Source organism: Haloferula sp. BvORR071 (genome assembly GCF_000739615.1).
GTDB lineage: Bacteria > Verrucomicrobiota > Verrucomicrobiia > Verrucomicrobiales > Akkermansiaceae > Haloferula.
Genome location: NZ_BATP01000059.1, coordinates 229,671 through 253,785 on the forward strand (window position 1 = coordinate 229,671; position 24,115 = coordinate 253,785).

Here is a 24,115-nt window from a genome sequence, read left to right on the forward strand (position 1 = left end):
CCCCGCGAATGCCGGAACGCCGCACACCATTTTGGCTCTGGCCGAATCTCCTGAGTCTCGACGCCCCGATCGTCGCGATCGTTTGGCTCTGCATGTTCAAGAAGATCTGGGTCCCCGGGATCCTGACTTGGGAGCACTATGCCGCGCTCGGTCTGGCGGTTTGGGGGATCTACATCTTCGACCGCATCCTCGATGTGAAGATGCTGGCACCGGGCGATCCCCGGCTGGGGCCTCGGCATGAGTTTCACCAGAAGCACACCAAGGTGATGGGCTTTCTGGGGCTGATTGCGCTGGTGGGCTCCGCCTTGATCGCCGGTTACGGCATCCCCTTCGGTCCCTTGATCGAATATGGAAAGCCGATCCTGTTCCTGGTGGTGATCTTCTTCTCGCTGACGGTTTTCTCCAAGCAGGACCGGGAGATTCCGCATCTCAGGAATCTCGCCGCCGGCTTGGCCTTCTCCTTCGGCACGGCCTTCGGTGCGCACATGTGGGCACCCGATAGTTACGAGTTCGGCCTGCAGTCGATCGGCCTTTGCCTTTCGGCCGAGATGCTGACCTTCGCGGTGCTCTGCACGCTGAATATCTCCGCGATCCACTTCTGGGAAAACTCGCGCTCGTCCAACGATGTCGAGCAGGGCGCGGCGAATGACCTCGCGCTGACCGTGCCGCTGACGGTGCTCGCCGCAGCCTGCATCGGACTGGCGGTGATGGACTCGGAGAATCGCAGCCGCTCCTTTTATTACGCGGTGCTGATTTCCACTGCGCTGATCTACGTGCTCAACCGCCTGCGCTCGAATTACTCGATGGACGCATTGCGGGTGATGGCGGATGCGGCGATGATTGTGCCGCTGCCGATCTTCTTTGTTCTGGCCAAATCCTGATCCGATTCAGGTCTTGGAGGGCCGATTCGGAGCAAGATTCCGCACGAAACGGCACAAAATCGATCACCTTTCCGGGGTATTCCTGATCGGGCTTGCGGCAATTCTCCTCCGTCCTAAGCTCACGCCCTCCCACGCATTCCATGTCAAAGGCATTCGAGATCAAACGACCGGCATTCCTCATCCTCGGCGCACCGGGGTCGGGGAAGGGGACTCAAGGCAAAGTCTTGGGCTCCATCCCGCGCTTTTTCCACTGCGCTTGCGGTGACGTCTTCCGCTCGCTGGATACCCGCACCTCTATCGGCCAGCGCTTCGTGGACTATTCCAGCCGCGGTGAGTTGGTGCCGGACGAGCTGACCATCGAGCTCTGGAAGGCCCAAGTGGACAACTGGCGCGAGTCCCACGTCTACAAGCCAGATATCGATTTCCTGGTCCTCGACGGTATCCCGCGCAACGTGCCGCAAGCTGAGATGATCGAGCAGTTCCTCGATATTCACCAAGTTTTCCATCTCTCCTGCCCGGATCGCAGCGAGCTGGCCCGCCGCATGCGCAAGCGGGCGCTGAAGGATAACCGCATCGATGATGCCTCTGAGCGCGTGATTCAGCAACGGATCGCCACCTACGAAGCGGAGACCAAGCCGATCCTTGAATACTTCTCACATGGCCTGGTCACAGACATTGATGCCACGCAGCCGCCCGTGAAGGTGTTGCACGACATCATCGGAAAGATCGTGTCCCTGCCGGTCTTCAAGGACTCCGCTCAACACATCGCCTGACCTTCCTGATGCCGAGTGATACCCGCGTGATCTTCTTCGGTAGCGGAGAGATCGCGATTCCTTCTTTCCGCCGCCTGATCGAATCTGGGCCGCGGCCCTTGGCCTTGGTCACGCAGCCGGACAAACCGGCGGGTCGGCATCGGGAATTGCTCCCGCCTCCCATTAAGCGGATTGCGGTGGAAGCGGGTATCCCGGTGCTTCAGCCGGAGAGTGTGCGGGATGAGGCGAGCTTGGCTGTCTTGCGCGAGCTGGCACCGGATCTGATTGTGGTGATGGCTTACGGGCAGATCTTGCCGAAGGCGCTGATCGCCATTCCACGGATCGCCTGCATCAATCTGCACGGCTCGCTGCTGCCGCGGCATCGTGGCGCTTCCTGCATTCAGGCTGCCATCGATGACGGCGATACCGAGACCGGTATCACCGTGATGCACATGGTGCCGAAGCTTGACGCAGGGGACATCATCCTCGCGCGCTCCACGCCGATCGGAGCGGATGAGACCGGCGGCGTTCTTCACGACCGCATGGCAGAGATCGCCGCGGAAGCGATGGCGGAAGCACTGCCACTGCTGATGAGCTCCACCGCGCCATGCATTGCGCAGGACCCCGCACTCGTCACCTACGCGCCCAAGCTGGAGCGCGACCACGGGCGGATCGACTGGACTTGGGATGCTGCCCGGCTCGTCCGCAGGATCCGCGCCTACGATCCGTGGCCCGGGACCTGGACGGAGATTGTCGACGGCGGAAAGGTGAAGCGGATCAAGATTTTCCCCGCCCGCTCCGGGGCGGAGGCCGAAGGAATGCCGGGCACCGTCGTTCTGCGCGAGGGTGCCGTCCGTGTCGACTGTGGCACAGGGCACTTGGTGCTCGGAGAAGTGCAGGCAGACGGATCGCGCCGGATGCCTGCGGCCGAGTGGGCCCGCGGATTCCACGGCGGGGCGCTGCCGCAATTCCGTTAGATCGGGACCTCCCCGGACGCACGTCATTGCCCCTTGCGTCCCTGCGAATCCGTGCCCATCTTCCCGCTCGGGTTGCTGCCCGCGCGATGAAATCGGATTGGACACGGCGGGGATTCCTCACCACCGCCACGCAGGGGACCTTGCTCGGAGCAGGGGGGCTGGAGTTTTTGTCACGACTGCCGATGGTCTCGGCGCAGGAGGCCAAGGTGGATCCCACGATGGTCCGCTTCCTGCCGGAGATCGAGCCGCTGGTCCGCCTGCTGGAAGACACCTCGCGCGAGCGCTTACTGGAAGAAGTCGGCCAGAAGATCCGCGGCGGCACGACTCACCGCGAGATCTTGGCGGCGCTGCTCCTCGCTGGCATCCGCAATATCCAACCGCGGCCGGTCGGCTTCAAATTTCACGCCGTGCTGGTGGTGAACTCCGCCAATCTCGCCAGCCAGAATTCGCCCTCCGGCGACCGCTGGTTGCCCTTGTTCTGGGCGCTCGACCAATTCAAGTCCTCGCAGGAGAAGGACAAGAAGGAGGGCGACTGGACCATGGAGGCCGTTTACGAGGCCGCCGTCCCACCGGCGGAGCGTGCGGTGGAGAGCTTCCGCAGGGGAATGGATGCCTGGGACATCGCCTGTGCGGACTCCTCTGCCGCTAGCGTGGCCCGTGGCATCGGCACCCAAGCCGCCTTCGATCTCTTCTGCCGCTACGGCGCGCGTGACTACCGCGACATCGGCCACAAGGCCATCTACGTCTCGAACAGTTGGCGGCTCTTGGAAACCATTGGCTGGCAACACGCCGAGCCGGTGCTGCGCTCGCTCTCCTACGCGCTGCTCGCCTACGACGGCACCAATCCGACCGAGCGCGACGCGCTGGCCGACCGTCCAGGCCGCAAGAACAACGAGCGGCTCAAGGAGCTACGCGCGACCTGGAACAGCGGCGAGAACAGGCCGGGTGCGACGGCTGAGATGCTTGCCTCCCTGCGCTCCGGCACTTGGGACGATGCCGCCTCAAAGGTGGTCGAGCTGATCAATGGCGGCTGCAGCCCGCAGCCGGTGTGGGATGCCATGTTCCAGTGCGCAGCCGAGTTGCTGATGCGCTCACCCGGCATCGTCAGCCTGCACGCCTCGACGACCACCAACGCCCTGCACTACGCCTTCATGCACGCGCAGGACGATGAGACGCGGCGATTCCTGCTGCTCCAGAATGCTTCTTTCCTGCCGCTGTTCCGCTCGGACGCCGGGATTGAGGGCGGGGTGGAGATCGATACCTTCGAAGCCTTGCCATCCGAGTCGCAGGGCTTGGCCGCCGTGGATGAGATTTTCGCCGGCCTCGCTGACGACCGCCTCGCGGCCTCTCGTCGCACCTTGGCCTTCCTCGATGGCGGTGGCGATCCCAAGATGTTCACCGATGCGGCGCAGCGCCTGATCTACCTCAAGGGCACCGACTCCCACGACTACAAGTATAGTAGCGCGATCATCGAGGACTACAAACACCTCTCGCCCGCCTACCGCAACCGTTTCCTCGCCGCCAGCACGCACTGGCTGAAGGGCTCATCGGTGGCGGACAGTTCGCTTGTGGCGCGGAGCAGAGCGGCGCTCTGATGGGAGCGCAGCGGCGCAGCCGCTCCACCAACGAAGCCCGCAAGTCTCTTTTGGGGCGATTCCGTCACCCGATTCCAGCAGCCCCCGAAATTGGGTACTTTCCCCTACAGCCCTAGGCTGCTAGCTTTCGCGCGTTCCGGGCTTGGTGTGCCATCCCCCTCCCATGGCGCCGCCTGCTCATGACACAGCTAAACGGCTCTCTGCCGCCAAGCCCGGACGTTTCTCTCGAGTGCACGGGGCCTCTCACGCCCGCACCAGCGCATCCAGTTCCGCCATCGTCTCTACTGGAATCTCCAGATCTGCCGCGGCTAGGTTCTCTTCCAAGTGAGCAACCGAGGAGGTGCCCGGAATCAGCAGAATATTCGGCGAACGCTGCAGCAGCCAAGCGAGAGCCACCTGCATTGGCGTGGCACCGAGCGCCGCCGCGATGCCATCCAGAGCCGAAGATTGGATCGGCCTGAAGCCGCCGAGAGGGAAGTAAGGAACGTAAGCGATCCCTTGTTGGGCGAGGCTATCGATGAAGCCGTCGTCGTGCCGCTGAACCAGGTTGTAGAGGTTCTGGATGCAGACAATTTCGGTCATCTTCTGGGCCTGTTCCAATTGCCACGGCGTCACATGACTCAGGCCGATGTGCTTGATCAGGCCCTGCTGCTTCAGTTCGACTAGGGTCGCGATCTGTTCTTCGAGCGGCTCGTCCTTGGGTGCTTCGAGCCCGCCCATGCGCATGTTCACGATGTCGAGCGCTTCCACCCCGAGATTGCGAAGGTTGCCGTGGACTTGCTCGGTTAGTTCCTGTGGCGACTTCGCCATCTGCCATGAGCCATCGGCTGGGCGCACGCAGCCCACTTTGGTGACGATCACGAGCTCGTCTGGGTAGGGGTGGAGGGCCTCACGAATGATCTGGTTGGTGAAATGCGGGCCGTAGAAGTCCGAGGTGTCGATGTGATTTACGCCGGCCTCGATCGCACGGCGCAGCACTGCCACCGCAGCCACCGGATCGCGTGGCGGACCGTAGACCCCTGGACCCGCCAGTTGCATCGCGCCGTAGCCCATGCGGCGGACGGTTACCTCGGTGCCGGGGAAGGTGAATTCTCCGCCGAGGGCGGTGCCGGGAGTGGATGAAGTGGATTCGCTCATGGTTCGGCGTTCCCTGTAAGGTGGTCTTCGTGATGGGTCAAATGACAAAATATGAAATTTGTCATTTGTGATTTGTGGCTGCGATTGGAGATTTTCTGGGGCAGGCTTCCTTGCCGCTGTCGTGACCACCGAAGAAACACCGCTACCCGAGCGCATCCTCGATGCCGCCGAGGTTCTGCTGCGCCGTCATGGTGCGGAGAAGATGAACGTGGTGGATATCGCCCGCGCGCTGGGTATGAGCCACGGCAACGTCTACCGCCACTTCCCGAGCAAGAAGGCGGTCTTGGATGCCGTGGCCGTGCGCTGGCTGAACAAAGTCTCCTCCCCCTTGGAGCAGATCGCTGCGGACCAGACCCGTCCCGCCTCCGAACGCTTGGCCGAGTGGTTCCACACGCTGCGTGCCGCCAAGCGACGTAAGGTCTTGGATGACCCGGAGCTCTTTCGCGTCTACCACGCCATCGCCATCACCATGCGCACGGTGGCAAGCGAGCATGTCGCCAGCTTGCATGCACAGCTTGAGAGGATCATTGCCGACGGCATTGCCGCTGGAGAGTTTTCCGCGGGCTTGGACGCACAGGTGGCAGCGCGCGCCTTCATGCAATCCACCATGGCCTTCCATCATCCGCTGATGATCATGCAGGAATGCCCGAGCGACGAAGAAGCCCGAGCCGCATTCGGTATCATCCTCAGCGGCCTGAAGGCAAGCCCCTCCGGGCTTCCCCGCTGAGCTGGTCTCCCGGCCCAGTGCGGAAATCTAGCGCGTGGGAAATGTGGCCACACGCTTCAGCTCGGAGTTGAATTCATCCACCCGAATGTTGAAGAATTTGATCTTATCCTGCAGCTTGGCGTTCTGCTGATTGAGTTTGTCGACCATCCGGTTGAAGGCATCGACCGCGCGCTGGTCGGAGTTATTCAAGGAGTTTCTTTCCATCTCAAGCAGGTCGAAGGCGTCAATCATGCGTTTGTTTTCCTGAGCGATCACGGCACCATCTTGATCGAGGCAATCCTTGATGGGTGAGAGTCGGTTGAAGTCGGAAGTGCTGATGTAGTAGACCTGCCCGCTGGCATCCCTGAGAGAGAAGGTCGGGGCGGTGGCTTCCACTTGGTCCAAGCTGGGCGGTGTCTTATCTCCGGAATGATTTCGAATTTGTCTCCGCAGGGCCTCTCTATCCAGGGCCTCTCTCGCCACAGCATCTCCATCAGTCCAAGCGCGTCTGGTTGCGGCCAAGTGCGCCAGCTCTTCGCTGTAGTCCTCGGATTGGGCCTCCGGAGGCGATTTTGGTTTGGTTATCCCAAAGATCGTCGCGAGTAGGATGATGAGGATTACGCCGATCGCGACCCCGACCCCAATCATCCGGACAGGACTGGTCTGGCTATCCTTCTTGCGCGCGCGGGCTTTTGCTTGTGCAGCTCCGGGCTCTGCCGGTGGATCCGGGGCGATTTCCAGGATCTGATAGCAATCAGAGCGATATTCCCGGACTTGAAGCGGCGCGGAGTAAACCCCCTCCGCAATCATGGAAGCGATCATCTCCAGCGTGAAGGGGCCTTGCTCCACACCTTCATGCAGCACGAAATAAGCAGGCGGGGGAGTGAAAGCATTCATGAGAAGTTGCTATGATCAAATGAACACTTATGCCTTTGGTGGCAAGTGAAATCAGGAAATAGGGTAACTTTGCAAGTTGCGGGCCACGGGTCATCCCGTGGCTACAAGCCTCCGCGCCACGGATCCCTCGCGTGGTCGCATCCCGTTGAAGCCCGGGCCATCACAAGATGAGCTCGGGCCGGTAGGCGCAACCCGGCTTTCCCGCCCAATCACATCCCCGCCAGACGGTGATTCATCGCCACGCTCTTCCGCAGGGCGCGCATCACGTCGATCATCGGGATATGCCCCTTCGCCGCGGTCTTGCACTGATCGTTGACGAAAGCATTGCGGCTCACGTGGCGGCCGATCTCGCTGAAGAGCTGGCGCATCTGCGTGTCGATCAAGCCGAGTTGGGCCTTCAAGGACGAGATATCCCGATTTGCCTGGCCGATCTGCTGGAAGGCCACGGAGGCTTCCGCTCGGTGCTTCTGGCGCTCCTCGGCGAGCTCGGCGTCGATCACATCCACCTTGGCATCGCCATCGGCGATGCTGGCGGCCACACGGTCGCGGTCGTGCTTCAGTTCGGTGAAACGGACCTTGAGTTCGACCATGCGGCTCTTGGTTTTCTCGATCGCGTCGCTGGTGCCCTCGCGTTGGAGAACCTCCAGCTTCATCTTGAGACCATCGTAAATCCGGCGGATTTCCCGCGCCTGCTGAATCACTGTGTCGCGTTCGCGGGAGAGCTTCTCCAAGTCGGCGAGCAGCTCGCCGCGGGTGGCTTCCAGATCCGCCTGCGAATCCGACTTCGCACCGAGCAGGGTGGAGCGCTGCTCGTGGGCATCCGCGAGCAGCGATTCGCAATCATCCAGCTTGGCGCGGATCTCGTCGCGCTCCTTGATCAGCTTGCGCAGGTTCCAGTACTCCACGCCCAGTTCCTCTACTTCTTCGACCTGCTCCCAGACCGACTGTCCGAGCACCTGCTCCGCTTCGCGCAGCAGGTGCATCTCGGCAGCGGCCTCGGCCATGCGCCGCTGACGGCGGTTCACGCCGAAGGCTTGAGCAAAACGAGCGAAGATGTAGCGGGTGGTGGTCATGCCTTTTTGGCACCAGAGATCTTTTCTTGGAGCGTGGTGATCACGCTGAAATCCTCAAGAGTCGTGATGTTGCCGCTGACGGTTCCGACCGTGACCAGTTCCTTCAGCAGACGGCGCATGATCTTGCCGGAACGCGTTTTTGGCAAGGCAGGAGCGAAGTGAAGATCATCCGGCTTGGCGATCGCGCCGATCACCTTGCCGACGTGTTCCCGCAGCTCTTTTTGCAATGCGGGGGATTCCTCGATCCCGGCTTTCAATGTCACGAAAGCGACAACTGCCTGACCCTTCAGATCATCCGGGCGGCCGACCACGGCGGACTCGGCCACGGCCGGGTGGCCGACCAGTGCGCTCTCCACCTCCGCGGTGCCGAGGCGGTGACCAGAGACGTTCAGCACGTCGTCCAGGCGGCCCACGATCCAGAAATTGCCCTGCTTGTCGCGGCGGGCGCCGTCGCCGGCGGTGTACATGCCCTTGTAGTCGGACCAGTAGGTCTTCTTATAGCGGGCCTTGTCGCCGTAGATGGCGCGGGTCATGGACGGCCATGGCTTGCGGATCACCAGGCGGCCACCCTCGTTCGGCTTACACTCCTGGCCACCCTCGTCGAGGATCGCGGCATCCACGCCGAAGAAGGGCAGGGTCGCCGTGCCGGGCTTGGTAGGCGTGCAACCCGGAAGGGGAGTGATCATGATCGCGCCGGTCTCGGTCTGCCACCAGGTATCGACGATCGGGCAGCGGCCGCCGCCGATCTTCTCGTGATACCACATCCAGGCTTCCGGATTGATCGGCTCACCCACGGAGCCGAGGAGGCGCAGGGAGGACAGATCGTGCTTCGCCGGGAAGTGGTCGCCGGCCTTGATGAAGGCGCGGATCGCGGTTGGCGCGGTGTAGAAGATGCTCACACCATTCTCCTCGATGATCTGCCAGAAGCGGCCGAAGTCCGGCTGGTTCGGGGCGCCCTCATACATCACCTGAGTCACGCCCATCGCCAGCGGACCGTAGACGATGTAACTGTGGCCGGTGATCCAGCCGACGTCGGCTGTGCACCAGTAGACATCGTCATCGCGCATGTCGAAGACGTACTTGCAGGTGGTGTAGGTGCCCACGAGGTAGCCGCCGCTGGTGTGGAGGATGCCCTTCGGCTTTCCGGTCGAACCGGAGGTGTAGAGAATGAAGAGCGGGTGCTCGGAGTCGAAAGCCTTGGCCTCGTGCTTCGCACTGACCTTGGCGATTTCATCGTGCCACCAGGTATCGCGGCCGTCCTGCATCGCGATCTCCTGGCCGGTGCGCTTGAAGACGACCACCGACTTGATGCCGTTGTAGCGCTTCAGCGCTTCATCGACGTTCTCCTTCAGCGGCACGATCTTGCCGCGGCGCCAGCCACCATCCGCAGTGACCACGTGGGTCGCGCCGGAGTCTTCCAGACGATCCACGATCGACTCGGACGAGAAGCCACCGAAGACCACCGAGTGCACCGCGCCGATACGCGCACAGGCCAGCATCGCGACTGCCGCTTCCGGGATCATGGGCATATAGACCAGCACGCGGTCCTTGGCCTTCACGCCCTTCGCGAGCAGCACATTGGCGAAGCGCATGACTTCGCGCTGGAGCTGGGCATAGGTGATCACCCGCTTGTCGCCGGGCTCGCCTTCGAAAATGATCGCAGCCTTGTTCTTGCGCGAGCCCTCGGCGTGGCGATCAACGCAGTTCTCGCAGACGTTCAGCTTGCCGCCCACGAACCACTTCGCATCCGGTGCCTTCCAATCGAGCACCTTGGTCCAGGGAGTGCGCCAGGAAAGCTCCTTCGCTTCACGCGCCCAGAAGACGTTGGGCTTGTCCACCGACTCCTGCCAGAGCTTCTTGTACTGAGCCTGGCTGGAGATGCGCGCCTTGGCGGAGAATTCCTTGGCGGGCTTGAAGATGCGATCTTCGATGAGATGGCTTTCGATGGACGAGGACTTGGACTTGCTGCTCATGGTGCCTTGGGTTCCCCGGCTTGCTTTGGGTTGCCGGACCTGCGGCAAGCTACAAGGCAGCTTTCGCAGGCGGCGACTCAAAATTTGCGCTTTGGAGCACGCTTGGCCGACTTTTTCGGGGTGTTCCGAACTTCCGGGGGCTGGGCGGTCAATGCTGTCCCTTTCGCCAATTACCCGGCTCTTCCCGGGTTCCCGGCGGAAGAAATTGCTGAACCGGTTTGCTTGGTCAAATCCACGCAACGAGGCGATCCGGGATATCGCCACCGAAGGGTCCTCCAAAGCGGGTGACGGCAGCGAACCGGGCCCTCGATTTCAGCTCGATATCGGTCGTTGCCGTGCCCGAGCCAGCTCCGGTCCCTCAGGACTCGCCGCCGTCGTGGGCGCTGAAAAGACCTCGGCATGAGGCAGCACTGCGGAAAGTCGTGGCATTTCTGTGCGGGGTAAGATAGAGGTGGATACCTAAAGTTAGATCGCACGGCTCTCTGAACCTTTTCCTGGAGAAAATCCCAACCCCCGATCGCCATGCTACACTATGCCATTGTATTCATTATCGTCGCCCTGATCGCCGCGTTCCTCGGCTTCGGGCAACTCGCCGGGACCGCCGCACTGATCGCCAAGATCTGTTTCGTGGTTTTCCTGGTCTTCGCGCTCCTGTCTTTCTTGAAAAAGAAGGCCTGAGTTCCGTGACTCCCGGCCCATCGGGTTCCCACCGGGATCTCCGTGTGCCGGGAGCCGTTGGCGTTCCCGCGCGGGACCAAGCTCGGAGCAAGTAAGCGCGATGAAATCTGGCCATCGGATCGGTGGCCGTAGATATTTGCGACCATGGACTGGAAAGGACAACGGGAGAGCGACAATGTGGACGACGCGCGGGGAAGGGCTTCCTCGGGCGGTGGTGGCGGCATTGGAGGCGGTGCCTTCAGCCTGCTCGCCTTGGTCGGCCGGAAATTCGGTATCAAGGGAATCCTGGGCGCGCTCGTCTTGGGATTCGCGCTGGTGAAGTGCGGCATCGTGGATCTCAATACCCTGCTAGGCGGAGGATCCGTGGGGCCCGGCCAGCAGACGCAGGTGAGCCCGGAGGACGAGGAGCGGTTCCGCTTCGTCAAGGTGGTGCTTGGCAGCACTGAAGACGTGTGGACCAAGGAGTTCGCCCGCATCGGGAGGAAATACGAGCAGCCCGGCCTGCAGGTCTACCGCGGGCGGACGCAAACGGGCTGCGGCACTGGCAGCGCGGAGATGGGACCCTTCTACTGCCCCGCAGACCGCAAGGTATACATCGACCTGAGCTTCTACGACGAACTCGCGCAGACTTTCAATTCACCGGGGGATTTCGCCCAAGCCTATGTGATCGCGCATGAGGTGGGTCACCATGTGCAGAAACTGGTCGGCACCTCGGACAAGGTGGCGGCGATGCAAGGGCGGCCGGACTACAACGAGTACTCGGTGCGCCTTGAACTGCAGGCAGATTTCCTCGCCGGTGTGTGGGCGAATCATTCGCAACAGACACTGAAGCTGGATCGCAGTGATATCGAGGAGGCCATGCGCGCCGCCAATGCCATCGGCGACGACGCGATTCAGAAGAAGATGCAAGGGCGCGTGGTGCCGCATTCCTTCACCCACGGGACCTCCGAGCAGCGGACACGCTGGTTCCAGAAGGGACTACTCAGCGGCAAGATCGAGGACGGCGATACGTTTTCGATGCCTTACAAGGATTTGTGAGACCTGACACAAGCGCGGCATCCGGTCCTAACTCACAGGGGGTGGCAGACTCCATCACCACGGTGTGTGGCTTGTCGCCGACCCGACTTGAGGCGAGCTCAGAACTTCCGCTTTGGAGCACGCTTGGCCGACTTTTTCGCCATCGGGCGTGAGGATGTCGGGCCTTTGGGTCGACCGGGTTCCGGAGTGCGCTTGCGGCCTTCCTTCGGACCGCGTTTCGGGCGCGCCGCGGGCAGTGTGCCCGGGGCGGTTTTGGCGGTCTTTTTAGCGGCCTTCTTTGCGCTTTTCTTGGCCCCCTTCTTGGCTGCGGCCCGGACCTTCGGGTTCTGCTGCAGCGCGTCGATTTCCACCTGCTCCAGAGGACGCCAGGCTCCCATTGGGAAATCGCCGAGGATCAGGCGACCGATGCGGATCCGCACAAGCTTCTCCACCTTGTAGCCGAGCGTCAGGAACATCTGGCGGATCTGCCGCTTCAGGCCGGTCTCCAGCACGATGCGGTAGCGGCGTGAGGACAGGCGCTGCACCTCCTTCGCTTTCATCCGCACATTCTCCACATAGATGCCGGAGATGAAGAGATCGAGGTGCTCATTCAGCACTGGCTGGTTTGCCGTCACGATGTACTCCTTTTCCACCGATTTGGAGGGGTGCATCAGCTTCTGCGAAAGATCACCGTCGTTGGTCAGGATCAGCAGGCCTTCCGAATCGCGGTCGAGCCGGCCGACGTGGTGAAGGTGCTGCAGGATCGGCGGGAGGATCGTATAGATCGTCTCGCGTCCCAGCTCATCCTCGCGCGAGCAGACGTAGCCGCGCGGCTTGTAGAACATGACCGTGTTGGTCTGCTTGGCCTGCACCCGCTTGCCATCGACCTTTACGAAGTCGTTGGGTTCGACCCGCTCAGCCGGATTCAGGCAGGGCTTGCCGTTGATCTCGACATGGCCCTCCTGGACCAGTGTGTCGCAGGCACGGCGTGAGCCCACCCCGCAGGAGGCGAGGAATTTGTTCAATCGGATACCTTCGTCGGGCATGGCTTAAGATGGGTGGGAAGAGAGAACCACGAATGGACACGGATGAACACGAATTTGGAAGAAGGGTGGGGGACAATTGTCCGCCTCCCTCATCCCTTTTATCCGCGAAGATTCATGTTCATTCGCGGTTCAAATCGAAGCGATGGAATGAATCCGAAAAACGCAAAAGGCGCAGGCCCGTGAAGACCTGCGCACTTGCTGAAAATCGGAAAGGGAAGCAGGAGGATCAAGCCTCGCCCTTGGTCTTCGGCAGACCGATGGGGCTACGGCCTTCCTTCCAAACGCCGCGCTCCTTCATGAGCTTCACGCGCTCGAAACGCTTCATCACGGAGCGCTTACCTTCGGCGCCGCCTTTTGCCTTGAGACTGCTGTGCTTGGACATGGGAAAATCGTTGTTTTTACGCGGGGCGCGGACGCTAGGAAGCTCTGGCTCCCTTGGCAATGGGAAAATCCGGCCTTTTCCGCTTTTCTCACGCAGTTCCGAACAATCGGTCGCCTGCATCGCCCAATCCCGGGAGGATATAGCCCCGGTCATTCAGCCCCCGGTCGATCGAGGCAGTGAAGACCGGGATCTCTGGAAAGGCCGCCTCGAAGGTCGCAATCCCCTCTGGAGCTGCCACCAGACAGGCGAAGCGCAGGTGCGTCGCTCCGAGGTCGATCAGTCGCCGGGCTGCCTCCACCGCGGAGCCGCCGGTCGCCAGCATCGGGTCGAGCAGGATCACTTCGCTCTCCGCGAGGATCGGTGGGGTCTTGATGTAGTAGGGCTCCGGCAGGAGGGTCTCCTCATTCCGCGCCAGCCCGATGTGGGCCACAGCAGCGCCCGGAAGCAGGTCGAAGAAGCCATCCAAAAAGCCCAGTCCGGCCCGCAGCACGGGTGCCAGAATGATCCGCCGGGTCACCTCCACCCCGCTGGTCATCTCCAGTGGTGTCTCGCAGCTCACCACCTTGGTTTCGAAATCCGCCGTGACCGCCGGCACCATCAGCGAGCAAATCCGGCGCAGCCGCTGGCGGAATTCCGGACCGGGACAATTCCGGCAACGCAGGCCCGTGAGCTCTGCCTGGACGAGGGGATGATCGACGACGTGAACCACGGCATCCTAGAAAGCGCGATCCATGCCGGGTGGCAAGTCACGAGGAGGTGTTTCCTCGATGCCAGCCACCTCCGATCAAGGTTGCTGAAAATGGATGTCCGGTAGCGCCGGACGAAAGTGTGGAAGCCGCTATTGGAGCCGCTAGGGTTTGATTTTGACTTGGGCTTGGCTGAGGATCTCGGCGTTCTCAATTTGGCTCAAAAAGTCGTCCACTCTTCCGTCACCGCTATTAGACGCGAAGAAAGCCAGCTGTGCGAGAAGGCGGTCCTTGGCAATACTTGAGCCCGAATTTTTAAGGTAATCAGCGATTTTTTCCGAGTTCTTTTCATACCAGCCAGGCCCGACCAAAGTGTCCAGCAGCGTGCCGTTCGAATCGTCGACAAGAGAAAACCGGGGATCCAAATAGCACCGGACCGCCTCGGCGTTGTTGTAAACAAGGGTATTCAAATTCGTGATGACGCTCTTCGCAATTTCCGCCTTCTGTTCGGGATTGCTTATCTTATCCAAGACTCCGTAGTCCTTCTTTATCATGGCGATGAATGGTAACAACTCACGCTCAAATGATGATTGGAGCTCAGGCGGGGTGATTCGATGGATGCTGTAATCCAATTCGTCCAGTTTGTTGCTGGTGGCGTAGGATCTGAAAACCATCTCGTAAAACTCCTGATTCACGGTTTGTCCTTGAGCTGAGTGCACGGAACTCAAGCTTGCACCCAGAATTTCGTGGTTTTCCAGTAACCAGTTGAAGTTCTCTTCGGGGGTTTGAAAATTCAACAGATTGCTCACAAGACTGCTAATGATGATTGCTTTGGTGTCATGGTCTGCATCTTGGATCAAGTTGGAGAATTCTCTAAGGATTCCGGCCGGATCCTCAGAGACTGCTAGCTCTTCCCGGAGATTTTTTATTCTCTCCAACAAGTTGCGGTTTTCTTTTCTCTTAGCATCAGCATCCCGCTTTGCTGCTCGATTCGCTCCTGACCTGGCTTCCGCTTCTGCTCTAGCGCTCGAAGAATCAAACGTGTTTCCTTGAGAATGAGGAAGGGCATTTGAATCTTCTTTCCTGGGTGCGCTCGAAACATCAGAGCGGAGCGTCTTGAATGTGAATGCAGCCGCGGCTAGCAATATAGCCGCCAGGATCGCCGTTCTTCTCATGACTTCAGGCTATGCATGCGAACGTCCGTAGATCAATTGTTGTTTCGGATGCCGTCATGTTGAGTGAATATCTTGATGGGTTAGCGGCGATTTGCTGTGGTTGGCGGGAGTAATTCTTCGAATCGATATACCTCCAGCGTTGGGAAAGGAATCGCGCCCACCTGCAGTGTCACCGCCAATTCCGCCAGCTGAGGGCGCTTGGATGAGTGCATATTCAACGTGACCCGCGGCTTCCGGGGAGGCCGACAAGTCATGCCCCTGAAAAAGAAAACCCGCACCATTTCTGGCGCGGGCGATACAACGGAAGCTCTGGCCCCGATGCTCAGCCGAGGCACTCCTTAATATAAGCGATCCCCTTCGTATAAACCTCCTCAGGAGTCGGGAACAGATCGCGCCACACTCGGGTCGCAGCCGCCAATTCGGGCAGGGCGCGGCCGAAGGCCTCGATGGTCAGCCAGCCGGTGTAGCCTTCTTCCTTGAGCACGGCGATGCTCTCCTTGATCTGCGCGTGGCCGGTGCCCGGGGTGCCGCGGTCGTTCTCGGAGATATGCACGTGGCCCACGCTCTTGATATGCTTGCGGAGGCTCTCGGCGGGGTGCTTCTCCTCGATGTTCGCGTGGAAGGTATCGTACATCGTGGTGAAGTTCGGGTGGTTCACCAGCGCGGAGTATTCAGCACCCTGCTGCATGGTGGTGATGAAGTAGCACTCGAAGCGGTTCAGCCACTCGATCACCAGCTTCACGCCGGCTTCCTGCGCGTAGTCGGCGACCTTGCGGTGGACCTCAGCGGCGCGGTTCCACTCGTCCAAGGTCACGGGGTCTCCGGAGAAGACGCCCAGCGGCTGGTGGTAGGGGCCCATCAGGATCTCGGTGCCGGCGGCGTGGCAGGAGTCGACGATGGTCTTCAGGTAGTCCACTGCGGCGGCGCGATGCGAAGCCTCCGGGCTGCAGGGGCTGTGCTCCGCATCGGGGATCACGGTCACGGCTGTGGAGCGCAGGCCCTGGTCGCGCAGCGCTTGGCCGACGACCTTGTAGTGGGCGGCATCGGCGGCGAAAATCGGCAACTCCACGCCATCGTAGCCGGCAGTCTTGAGGGAGGAGAGCAGGTGGAATTGATCTTCTTGGAGCTGACCGGTCCACAGAAGCAGGTTGAAGCCGAGTTTCATGCTGCCGCATTCCCTAATAGCCCGGCCTCGGGGCGACCATTCCAATTTTCGTCAGAATGTGATTTTGCTTCCGTTTTTGTGAGATTTTTTCTGAATCGCGGCCTTCCCAATGACTGAGCTGATTCACGGTGAGCCAAGTTGGTGTCTATCCCACGAGCGGGTTAGGCTGCAAGTCGCTTGCCGTGGCGGACATTTGGCGCCGGTGGAATTCACGCTGAACGGCCGGACGGTCGCGCCCTATTCGCTGTCGCCGTGGACCCGTGATGAGGTGGATGCGACCCTGCCGGAGCTGCTCAAGGTGCTGCGCGGGGATTTCCTGTGTTTTCCTTTCGGCGGACAGAAAGTCGGGCCGCCGCACGGTGCTTCCGCGAACAATGAGTGGAAGATCGTGGCGGGCGGGGACAACATCCTGCACCTCGGTCTCGATGACCCGGAGTCCGGGGCCTGGGTGGAGAAGATCCTCAGCTTGAGGGAAGGGCAGGCCGCCATCTACTGCGATCATCGTATTACGGGTGCCGAGGGCGACTACAGCTACGGCAATCACCCGGTGCTCGACTTCTCCGGCCTGGCGGACGGCGTGGCGCGGATCAGCGTTTCTCCATTCCGCTGGGGCTCGGTTTATACCGGGATCTTCTCGAATCCGATCAACCGCGAGTATCAGGCGCTGCGGCAGGGGGCGGAGTTTTCCGACTTGCAGGCGGTGCCGCTTGCCACAGGAGGAAGCACGGATCTCACGCGTTATCCGGCGCGCCGGGGCTATGACGACGTGGTGATGATGGCCAGTGAACCGGCCACCGCGGAGCAGCCCTTCGCCTGGTCCGCGGCGGTGCTGGATGGCTATGTTTGGTTTTCTTTGAAGAATCCGGCGGACTTCCCGTGCACGATCTTCTGGATCAGCAATGGCGGGCGTCACGGTGAGCCATGGAATGGGCGACACCTCGGCCGCATGGGCATCGAGGAAGTCTGCTCGCACTTCGCCGATGGCGTGGACGTTTCGCGCACGAATCCGCTCCAAGCTGCGGGCGTGCCGACCACCCGCAAGTTCCGCAAGGACGAGACCGTTTCCCTGCGGACCATCCAGGCGGCGGCAGAAGTCCCGGAAGGCTTCGGTATGGTCAGCTCCATCGTCCCCGCCGGTCCCGGCAAAGTGAAGATCAGCGGCGACTCCGGGCAGTCCTTGGAAGCCGCCATCGATTGGAATTTCGTTCTCTAACCTATCAAGGCATCCGCAAACGGGACTCTGAGTCACCTACCACCCAACATCTACAACCCAAGATCATGAAACTTCACAATGCCATGTGGCCCGGCCTGGTCGGGAAGGAACCCGGCACCGACCATCCGCCGATCTCGCTCGAGCGCATGCTCGAAATGACTGCCGCCGCCTCCGTCAATGGCCGCAAATACGACGGTGTGGACCTGTTCCTGTTTCACCCGCACACCGACCCCGACGCTTCCGACGACGCGATCAAGGCGATGGCCGACCAGATCGCGGCGCACGGCCTGAAGGTCGGCTCGCTGGTGGCCCCGGTCTGGCCGGGCACCGTCGGCGGACCGGCTTTCGGCTCGGCTGATGATCGCAAGAACTTCGTTCTCGCCGTCGAGAAGGCCTGCCGCATCGCCGACATCCTCAAAGCGCATGGCGTGCGTGAGTATGGACTGATCCGCATCGACTCCGCCGGTGGCGTGCACGATTGGGCGGAAGATCCGGCCGGCAATACCAAGAAGATCGCCGAGACTTGGCGTGAAGCCGGCAAGGTCGCTGCCCAACACGGCGAGCGCCTCGCTGCGGAAGGTGAGATCTGCTGGGGTGGCATGCACTCGTGGAAGGCGATGATCGACACGCTGGAAGCGACCGGCATGCCGGAGACCGTCGGCTTCCAGGCTGACCTCGCCCACACCTACCTCTACCTCATGGGCTACAATGCTCCCGAGGCGGCCCTCCTCAAGGAAGGCTACACCGACGAGGAGTTCTGGCCTGCCTACAAGACGCTGACCGATGCGCTGCGCCCGTGGACCATCGACTTCCACGTTGCACAGAACGATGGCTCGGTCCACGGAACCGGCAGCCACGACAAGACCGGCCGCCACTGCCGTGCCGATGACCCGAATGGCAAGCTGGACATCGTCAAGTGCTCCACCTTCTGGCTGCAAGGCGCTGCCGAGCGCGGCATGAAGCATATCTGTTGGGACGGTTGCATGTTCCCCAACGACATCCTCGAGGACGCCCGCACCTGGGAGACCATCCTCGGCAAGATGATCGAAGTCGACGAGGCGCTCTGAAGCGGCGGCCACTCCATTCACCATTCTTCAGGATCCATCTACCATGGCTGCTTCGACTTCAATTCTTGCGGAAAAACTGCACGAGTATCCTCATCACGATGTCATCGCCGGAGGATCGGACTCGATTCTCGATGACTGCCTCAATCAGAACGACGGGGTGCTGCAGCTGCTGCACCGCTACGCCGGCCGGACATTCTGCTCGCCGGGCAAACGCCTTCGCCTGGATGAGAAATCCTACTATCCGGACTACATGGGCGGAACCGGCCTCGATGAAGTCTGGATGTGCTGCACCGTGCCCATTGTAACCGGCGTCATCGATACCCGCACGGGGAAGGCGCCGTTCCGTGAAGGAGAAGCCCACGTTCTCACTCCGGGCGGGCAAGTCATCTCGCTTCAGGATCTGATCGAGACCAATCCTGAAGCCGTCATGGGAGAAAAGCTCGTGGCGGTTTCCCAATCCCTGTTCGGCAGGGTCACCTGGCCGATCGTGTCCAAGAAGTTCGACAACCTGAACCCCATTCCCCATCACCTTCACTGGTCGAAGTGGGAGGTTTACGACATCAATTCCTTCGACAACCCCGGAGTCAGTCCGTCGCACTACCACACCACGGCCATGGGGCTGTATCCGTTCGTCACCAAGGACCAGTTCCTTGCCTGCATGCAGCGTTGGGGTCAGGGCGAATACAACGGGGTGCGGCACTTGTCGCCGCACACGATGATGAAACTGGATGACGGCTTCGTGATGCCGAATGGCGTGCTGCACTCGCCGACGGACCTTTGCACGCACGAGCTTCACGTCACGATGGACGAGCATTTCCTGGCCGAGGACCTGACGCTTGACGGAAGGATCGGAGCGGCCGATGCGTTCTACGCCTGCCGCGAAGAGGACTATCCGAAAGACCGCCACCAAGACTGGAAATACCTGGTGGACAGGTTCGACTTCGAGGCGAACCAGGATCCCGACTTCGTTCAGAAGAATTCGCGTCCGGCGATTACCGCCAAGGAGTTCTCCGGCGACGGAGTGGATGCACAGTGGATTGTTTACGGTGATTTCCTCGGCGACCAGAAGTGCTCCATTCTCCGACTGACCCTTGCACCCGGAGCCAGGACGAGTTTCCGCCCGGAAAGCCCCGCGCTATTCCACACGAACGGCGGACGCGGCCGGGTCGGAAAACTCGAAGTGCGCTATCACCAGGACATGAAACTCGGCGAAATCTATCCCGAGATCGGATTCATCACCCAGGCCGCGCTGGATCGCGATGGTGTGGAAATCGAGAACACGGGAGATGAACCGCTCGTGCTGACCTTCGACTTCCCGCAACACGCGCATTCCCAAACACCCGGCGCCGCATGACGTCGTTTTGAATCAAACATCAATCCAGCAGACACACCCAAGCAACATGTCTCAGAAAAAGGAAATCCGCATCGGCCTCATCGGCTACGGCTTCATGGGCCGTACCCACTCGAATGCCTACTCGCAGCTCAGCCACTTCTTCGACACCACTCACGTTCCGATCCGCCAGGCCGTCTGCGGCCGCGATGAAGCCAAGGTGAAGGCCTTTGCCGAGAAGTGGGGCTATGCTTCCTACGAGACCGACTGGCGCAAGCTGGTCGCCCGTGAGGACATCGATGCCGTGGACATCTGTACCCCGAACGACTCCCATGCGGAGATCGCGCTCGAGTGCATCAAGCACGGCAAGATGATCCTCTGCGAGAAGCCGCTGGCGCTGAACGGCGAGCAGGGTGAGGCCATGGTCAAGGCGGTGGAAGCCTCCGGCCTGCCGAACCTGGTGTGGTACAACTACCGCTTCTTGCCCGCCGTCACGCTGGCGAAGAACATCGTCGATGCCGGCGAGCTCGGCCGGGTCTTCCACTACCGCGCGAACTTCCTGCAGGACTGGACGATCTCCGAAGAGCTGCCGCAAGGCGGTGCCGGACTCTGGCGCCTTGATGCCGCGGCGGCGGGTTCCGGTGTGACCGGTGACCTTCTGGCTCACTGCATTGATACCGCCCGCTGGCTCAACGGCGACATCGTCTCCGTCTCCGCGATGACCGAAACCTTCATCAAGGAACGCGTGCACACCGCCACCGGCGAGAAGCACCCGGTCACCATCGACGACGCCTGTGCCTTCCTTGCGCGCTTCGAAAACGGCTCGCTCGCGATCTTCGAGAGTACCCGCTACGCCCGTGGTCACAAGGCCCTCTACACCTTCGAGATCAACGGTGAGAAGAAGTCCTTGGCCTGGGATCTGCACGATCTCAACTACCTGTCCTACTTCGATCACGGCGTTCCCGGCGATCGCCGCGGCTGGACCAACATCCACACCACCGACGGGGATCATCCTTACTCGGGCAACTGGTGGGTGCCCGGTCTGTGCCTCGGCTACGAGCACTCCTTCACGCACGAGCTCGCGGAGTTCTTCAAGGATCTCGATGCGCCGCAGAAGGAGAAGCGTTACCCTGACTTCCGCCACGCGCTGGGCACGCAGTACGTCTGCGATGCCGTGCTTGAGTCCGCGAAGACCAAGCAGTGGGTGGATGTGAAGAAGGCTTGAGCGCCGCCTTCAATCTACAACTGCCGGATTCTCCTTGGGGGGAATCCGGCAGTTTTGTTTTCAGTAGGCGCCTAGTGCTACTACGATACCGGAGCCTCTTTGTAGTCTTGCGGCTACACGACCACCGGACGAGTCACGGACCGCCACACCTTCCGGATGGTCCACCAGTCGAGCAGTCCAACGATCAGGAGCGTCGGCAGCGCCCACTGCAGGTAGTTCGTGGCAGTCCAGGATGACATCGGGATGGGATCGAATGGACCGCCATCCTTCAGTGAGAGAATGAAGGGCACGAGGTAGCGGAGGAGGACGGCGATCAGGATATCCAGGAGCAGCAGCGGAAACAGGAGTCCGTCGAAGACGGCGAGGCCCAGTCCATAGAGCTTGCCGGCCGAGCGACGGATCTGTGCGACGGAGATCCAGCCAAGCAGGGTGGTGCCCAAGGGCGCTGCGATCCCGAGCGGCAAGAGCGTGAAGGCAAGCAAGGTCTGCCACCATGCCGGGCCCACGGGTTCTGCTCCGGTAGTGGGCACAAAACTCACGGTGAAGGCAGGGATCACGGCGGCGATGAAGAGGCAAGCCCAAGCCGCACCGGCCACGGCAGTCCGGGAGAGGCGGGCATCAGGGGCGGCCGGTGGAACTGGTAAGTCGTGGCGGGGTGGGGTGGCGGCTTCACCGGTGATGGTCTCGACCTGAGTCCTCATCACGCTGGCCGCCTGAAAGCGCAGCTCGGGATCCTTCTCCAGTGCGCGCAAAACGACTTCGTCCAACCTGACGTCGATATGCACCTTGCGCGACGGCGCGACGACTTCCTTCCCGGGTTGTTCGCCGGTCAGCATCTCGTAGAGCACCACGCCGAGGGCGTAGATGTCAGCCCGGCGATCGACGCGGCCTTGTTGCTGCTGCTCCGGTGCCATGTAGGGCGGAGTGCCCGAGCGCTCGCCGACCGCACCCACCAGCGAGGCAATCCCGAAGTCGGCAATTTTCACGCGGCCATCCCGGTCTAACAGCAGATTCTCCGGCTTGATGTCGCGGTGGACGATGCCTTTGGCATGGGCATATTCGAGCGCGTCGCAGACCGGCGGCACGATGGCCAGGGCCTGTTCAGGCTCCATCCGGCCATCGCCTAACAGCTCCCTTAGGTTCACGCCGTCGACATACTCCATCACCAGATAGAAAAGGCCATCGGTCTCGCCGAAGTCGTGGACGGTCACGATATTCGGATGGCTCAGTAGCGCCAGGGTCTTGGCCTCGCGGGCGAAGCGCGTGGCAAAATCGGGGCGGCCCTCCCATTCACCGGCCAGGACCTTGATGGCGACCAGCCGTTCGAGTGTCTTCTGCCGGGCCTTGTAAACGACGCCCATGCCGCCGCGGCCCAGGCACTCGAGGATCTCGAACTGAGGGAAGTGGCGTTGCATTTCCTCCGGTGAAAGCGGTGGGCTGCCGGGACCGCTGGCTTCGCCAGGCATTACGGTTTCAGCGGCCAGGTTCATGGCCATCACGCAGCGCGGGCAAAGTCCGCCGGGAGCGTCCGCGGAGAGTGTGGAGCCACATTGCGGACAGGTATTGGTCGAGTGTTGTTTCATTCCAACTAGGTCTTAACCGCCGCTGCCGTGACTGTTTCCGGTGTCTTCATTCTGCGAGCACATTTCCCAAATATTGGAGCTCGCTCTCCAGATCGCCGTCATTCTCCAGGGTCGCGGCTACCTCCGCACGGAACTGCTCGCGGAAGCGCTTGCGCAAGCGGTGGACCGCTACGCGCACCGCTGTTTCACCGATGTCCAGACGGGTCGCCAGCGACCCATAATGCACGGCCCCCTGCTCAAACATCAAGGCCTCCTTGAGCACCTCGAACTGTGCGCCCCTGCCCGTGTCCGAATACTCCTGACGCAGTGCATCCAGCGTGCGCTCCATCAAGGTGAGCGCCCACTGCCGGTCGAACAAGGTCTCTGCGAGCACGCCCTCCTTGGCGCTGGCGTAACGCTCCTCGCCATCGAGCGAGTGCAGGCTCACCCGCTCGCAATCGCCACCCCGGCGGAGGGCCTGTTCCCGCCGCCATTCATTGGCCATGTAACGGCGGAACGCGGTGAGGAGGAAGGTCCGGAGCCGGCCTTTTTCGCGTTCCGCATCGGCCAGCCAATTCTTCGATAGCAGCATCTCGAAGAAGCCTTGGGTCAGATCTTCTGCATCGGCTTGTTTCTGGCCGCTCCTCCGCGCAAAGGCATACAGGGGATACCAGTAGTTGCGGCACAAGCGGTCCAAAGCCTCTCCGCCATCCGGCGCCGCCGCGAGATCCACCAAGGACCAGCGGGTCAGGGGAAAGCCGGCGAGAGTTCTCGCCGGGTGCTTGAGCGGTTCAGGCATCGCCCGAGTTAGCGCCATGCCCGGAGGAAATGGAAACTTAGATTCGCGGGCAGGGAGCTGAGCCGGGCGGATTGGCTGGGAGACGGGTTGCTCTTTCACGGTGCTGAGGGTCATCCGTGTTTCTTACCCGTCTGTGCGCTGTTGTTTCAGGGCGGTGGCGCGCGACTGCAGTGGATCGCGAGAGAGGAGGCATGGCGTTATTGGGGCGGATTCGCGCAGCCGGAATGGCGCCGCCATTCCGCTACGAGAGGGTTCAGCCATTGCTTCGACCCGGCCCCAAGCTCAAGCGATCGGCACGGCGGAGCCTTGGAATCTGGGCTGCGCCAGGAAGAGCGTGCCGTGATGATTCTCGCAGAGGATCCAGCTCATCTTGCGGTCGATGATGTAGTATTCGAAAGGAGGAGTCTCGCGGAGGATCTCCGGGATGGCCGAGCCGGTGCCTTCGGCGACCCAGTATTTCCCGTCCTCGTCGCTGGCGAGGAACCAGTAGCTTTCCTCGGGATGAAGACGCTTCCGCCATTCAGCAAAGACATCGGCGGGGACGTAGGACTCGGTGATCTGATCGAAGGCCTCCCAGAGCCAGATCCGGCTGAGGTCGTAGCGTCCCCGGCTGAGGAAGCGCTCAGCAATGGAGTCGAGGACCGCTTCGTATTGGCCGACGCGGCAGAAGCGGAACTCGATCGCAGGATGCTCCTTCAATACTTGGGTAATATTATCGCGGAGGTTCTTCACAGTGGGAGGAGATTCGGGCTTCTATCCGCTCCATAGATTTAATCAAG

Annotated in this window: 23 protein-coding genes; 11 read left to right on the top strand and 12 right to left on the bottom strand. The window is 61.2% G+C overall.

Annotated features, from left to right (window positions below; genetic code table 11):
* Positions 1–8: 8 nt before the first annotated feature.
* The 4 genes from BV071_RS30115 (at position 9) to BV071_RS30130 (ending at position 4,205) form a co-directional block, all read left to right on the top strand.
* Entirely contained in the window at positions 9–881 is an 873-nt protein-coding gene (locus BV071_RS30115) for a hypothetical protein (RefSeq protein ID WP_035615471.1), read from the top strand.
* Positions 882–1,021: 140 nt separating this feature from the next.
* Positions 1,022–1,654, top strand: coding sequence for a nucleoside monophosphate kinase (locus tag BV071_RS30120; RefSeq protein ID WP_035615473.1), 633 nt, complete (start codon positions 1,022–1,024; stop codon positions 1,652–1,654).
* 8 nt (positions 1,655–1,662) lie between these two features.
* Complete coding sequence (fmt, locus tag BV071_RS30125) at positions 1,663–2,610, top strand: methionyl-tRNA formyltransferase (RefSeq protein WP_035615476.1); 948 nt, start codon at positions 1,663–1,665, stop codon at positions 2,608–2,610.
* Positions 2,611–2,696: 86 nt separating this feature from the next.
* On the top strand, positions 2,697–4,205 hold the full coding sequence (locus BV071_RS30130; protein WP_035615478.1) for a hypothetical protein: 1,509 nt from the start codon (positions 2,697–2,699) through the stop codon (positions 4,203–4,205).
* Positions 4,206–4,448: 243 nt separating this feature from the next.
* Here the strand turns inward: BV071_RS30130 and BV071_RS30135 are convergent, their stop codons facing one another.
* Positions 4,449–5,342, bottom strand: coding sequence for an aldo/keto reductase family oxidoreductase (locus BV071_RS30135; protein ID WP_035615480.1), 894 nt, complete (start codon positions 5,340–5,342; stop codon positions 4,449–4,451).
* Between the two features lie 121 nt (positions 5,343–5,463).
* Between BV071_RS30135 and BV071_RS30140 the strand changes: the two genes are divergently transcribed.
* On the top strand, positions 5,464–6,069 hold the full coding sequence (locus BV071_RS30140) for a TetR family transcriptional regulator (protein ID WP_035615482.1): 606 nt from the start codon (positions 5,464–5,466) through the stop codon (positions 6,067–6,069).
* 27 nt (positions 6,070–6,096) lie between these two features.
* Here the strand turns inward: BV071_RS30140 and BV071_RS30145 are convergent, their stop codons facing one another.
* The 3 genes from BV071_RS30145 to acs form a co-directional block, all read right to left on the bottom strand.
* Positions 6,097–6,945 (bottom strand): DUF4339 domain-containing protein, encoded by an 849-nt coding sequence (locus tag BV071_RS30145; protein ID WP_035615484.1) that lies wholly within the window; start codon positions 6,943–6,945, stop codon positions 6,097–6,099.
* 209 nt (positions 6,946–7,154) lie between these two features.
* A complete protein-coding gene (locus tag BV071_RS30150; RefSeq protein WP_035615485.1) occupies positions 7,155–8,018 on the bottom strand; it encodes a hypothetical protein in 864 nt (287 codons plus the stop codon).
* Positions 8,015–9,991, bottom strand: coding sequence for an acetate--CoA ligase (gene acs, locus BV071_RS30155; RefSeq protein WP_035615487.1), 1,977 nt, complete (start codon positions 9,989–9,991; stop codon positions 8,015–8,017). The genes BV071_RS30150 and acs overlap by 4 nt, the downstream gene beginning before the upstream one ends.
* Before the next feature lie 522 nt (positions 9,992–10,513).
* Here acs and BV071_RS34565 point away from each other — a divergent pair.
* Entirely contained in the window at positions 10,514–10,669 is a 156-nt protein-coding gene (locus BV071_RS34565; protein ID WP_035615489.1) for a DUF1328 domain-containing protein, read from the top strand.
* Positions 10,670–10,813: 144 nt separating this feature from the next.
* Positions 10,814–11,707 (top strand): neutral zinc metallopeptidase, encoded by an 894-nt coding sequence (locus tag BV071_RS30165; protein WP_035615491.1) that lies wholly within the window; start codon positions 10,814–10,816, stop codon positions 11,705–11,707.
* 98 nt (positions 11,708–11,805) lie between these two features.
* Here BV071_RS30165 and BV071_RS30170 read toward each other — a convergent pair whose 3' ends face one another.
* From BV071_RS30170 to BV071_RS30185, 5 genes are all read right to left on the bottom strand, one after another.
* A complete protein-coding gene (locus BV071_RS30170) occupies positions 11,806–12,732 on the bottom strand; it encodes a pseudouridine synthase (protein ID WP_075091044.1) in 927 nt (308 codons plus the stop codon).
* Positions 12,733–12,958: 226 nt separating this feature from the next.
* A complete protein-coding gene (locus BV071_RS34570) occupies positions 12,959–13,114 on the bottom strand; it encodes a small basic protein (protein WP_075091045.1) in 156 nt (51 codons plus the stop codon).
* Between the two features lie 88 nt (positions 13,115–13,202).
* Entirely contained in the window at positions 13,203–13,823 is a 621-nt protein-coding gene (gene upp / locus BV071_RS30175; RefSeq protein ID WP_035615493.1) for a uracil phosphoribosyltransferase, read from the bottom strand.
* Positions 13,824–13,964: 141 nt separating this feature from the next.
* The gene (locus BV071_RS30180) at positions 13,965–14,975 is read right to left on the bottom strand and encodes a hypothetical protein (protein ID WP_265595083.1); all 1,011 of its coding nucleotides are present in this window, start codon (positions 14,973–14,975) and stop codon (positions 13,965–13,967) included.
* A 322-nt stretch (positions 14,976–15,297) separates the two neighbouring features.
* Positions 15,298–16,140: a sugar phosphate isomerase/epimerase family protein gene (locus tag BV071_RS30185; RefSeq protein ID WP_035615497.1), complete on the bottom strand. Its 843-nt coding sequence runs from the start codon at positions 16,138–16,140 to the stop codon at positions 15,298–15,300.
* 109 nt (positions 16,141–16,249) lie between these two features.
* Between BV071_RS30185 and BV071_RS30190 the strand changes: the two genes are divergently transcribed.
* The 4 genes from BV071_RS30190 (at position 16,250) to BV071_RS30205 (ending at position 20,975) form a co-directional block, all read left to right on the top strand.
* A complete protein-coding gene (locus tag BV071_RS30190; protein WP_265595084.1) occupies positions 16,250–17,353 on the top strand; it encodes a hypothetical protein in 1,104 nt (367 codons plus the stop codon).
* A gap of 65 nt (positions 17,354–17,418) precedes the next feature.
* Positions 17,419–18,420 (top strand): TIM barrel protein, encoded by a 1,002-nt coding sequence (locus BV071_RS30195; RefSeq protein WP_035615501.1) that lies wholly within the window; start codon positions 17,419–17,421, stop codon positions 18,418–18,420.
* A gap of 43 nt (positions 18,421–18,463) precedes the next feature.
* Positions 18,464–19,774 (top strand): hypothetical protein, encoded by a 1,311-nt coding sequence (locus BV071_RS30200; protein ID WP_035615504.1) that lies wholly within the window; start codon positions 18,464–18,466, stop codon positions 19,772–19,774.
* Positions 19,775–19,820: 46 nt separating this feature from the next.
* A complete protein-coding gene (locus BV071_RS30205; protein ID WP_035615506.1) occupies positions 19,821–20,975 on the top strand; it encodes a Gfo/Idh/MocA family oxidoreductase in 1,155 nt (384 codons plus the stop codon).
* 113 nt (positions 20,976–21,088) lie between these two features.
* Here BV071_RS30205 and BV071_RS33975 read toward each other — a convergent pair whose 3' ends face one another.
* The 3 genes from BV071_RS33975 to BV071_RS30220 all read right to left on the bottom strand — a co-directional run bounded on the left by BV071_RS33975 (position 21,089) and on the right by BV071_RS30220 (position 24,068).
* Positions 21,089–22,558 (bottom strand): serine/threonine-protein kinase, encoded by a 1,470-nt coding sequence (locus tag BV071_RS33975; RefSeq protein ID WP_081886331.1) that lies wholly within the window; start codon positions 22,556–22,558, stop codon positions 21,089–21,091.
* Between the two features lie 46 nt (positions 22,559–22,604).
* Complete coding sequence (locus BV071_RS30215) at positions 22,605–23,336, bottom strand: sigma factor (RefSeq protein ID WP_075091046.1); 732 nt, start codon at positions 23,334–23,336, stop codon at positions 22,605–22,607.
* Positions 23,337–23,618: 282 nt separating this feature from the next.
* Positions 23,619–24,068, bottom strand: coding sequence for a DUF6756 family protein (locus tag BV071_RS30220; protein ID WP_035615508.1), 450 nt, complete (start codon positions 24,066–24,068; stop codon positions 23,619–23,621).
* Between the last annotated feature and the right edge of the window lie 47 nt (positions 24,069–24,115).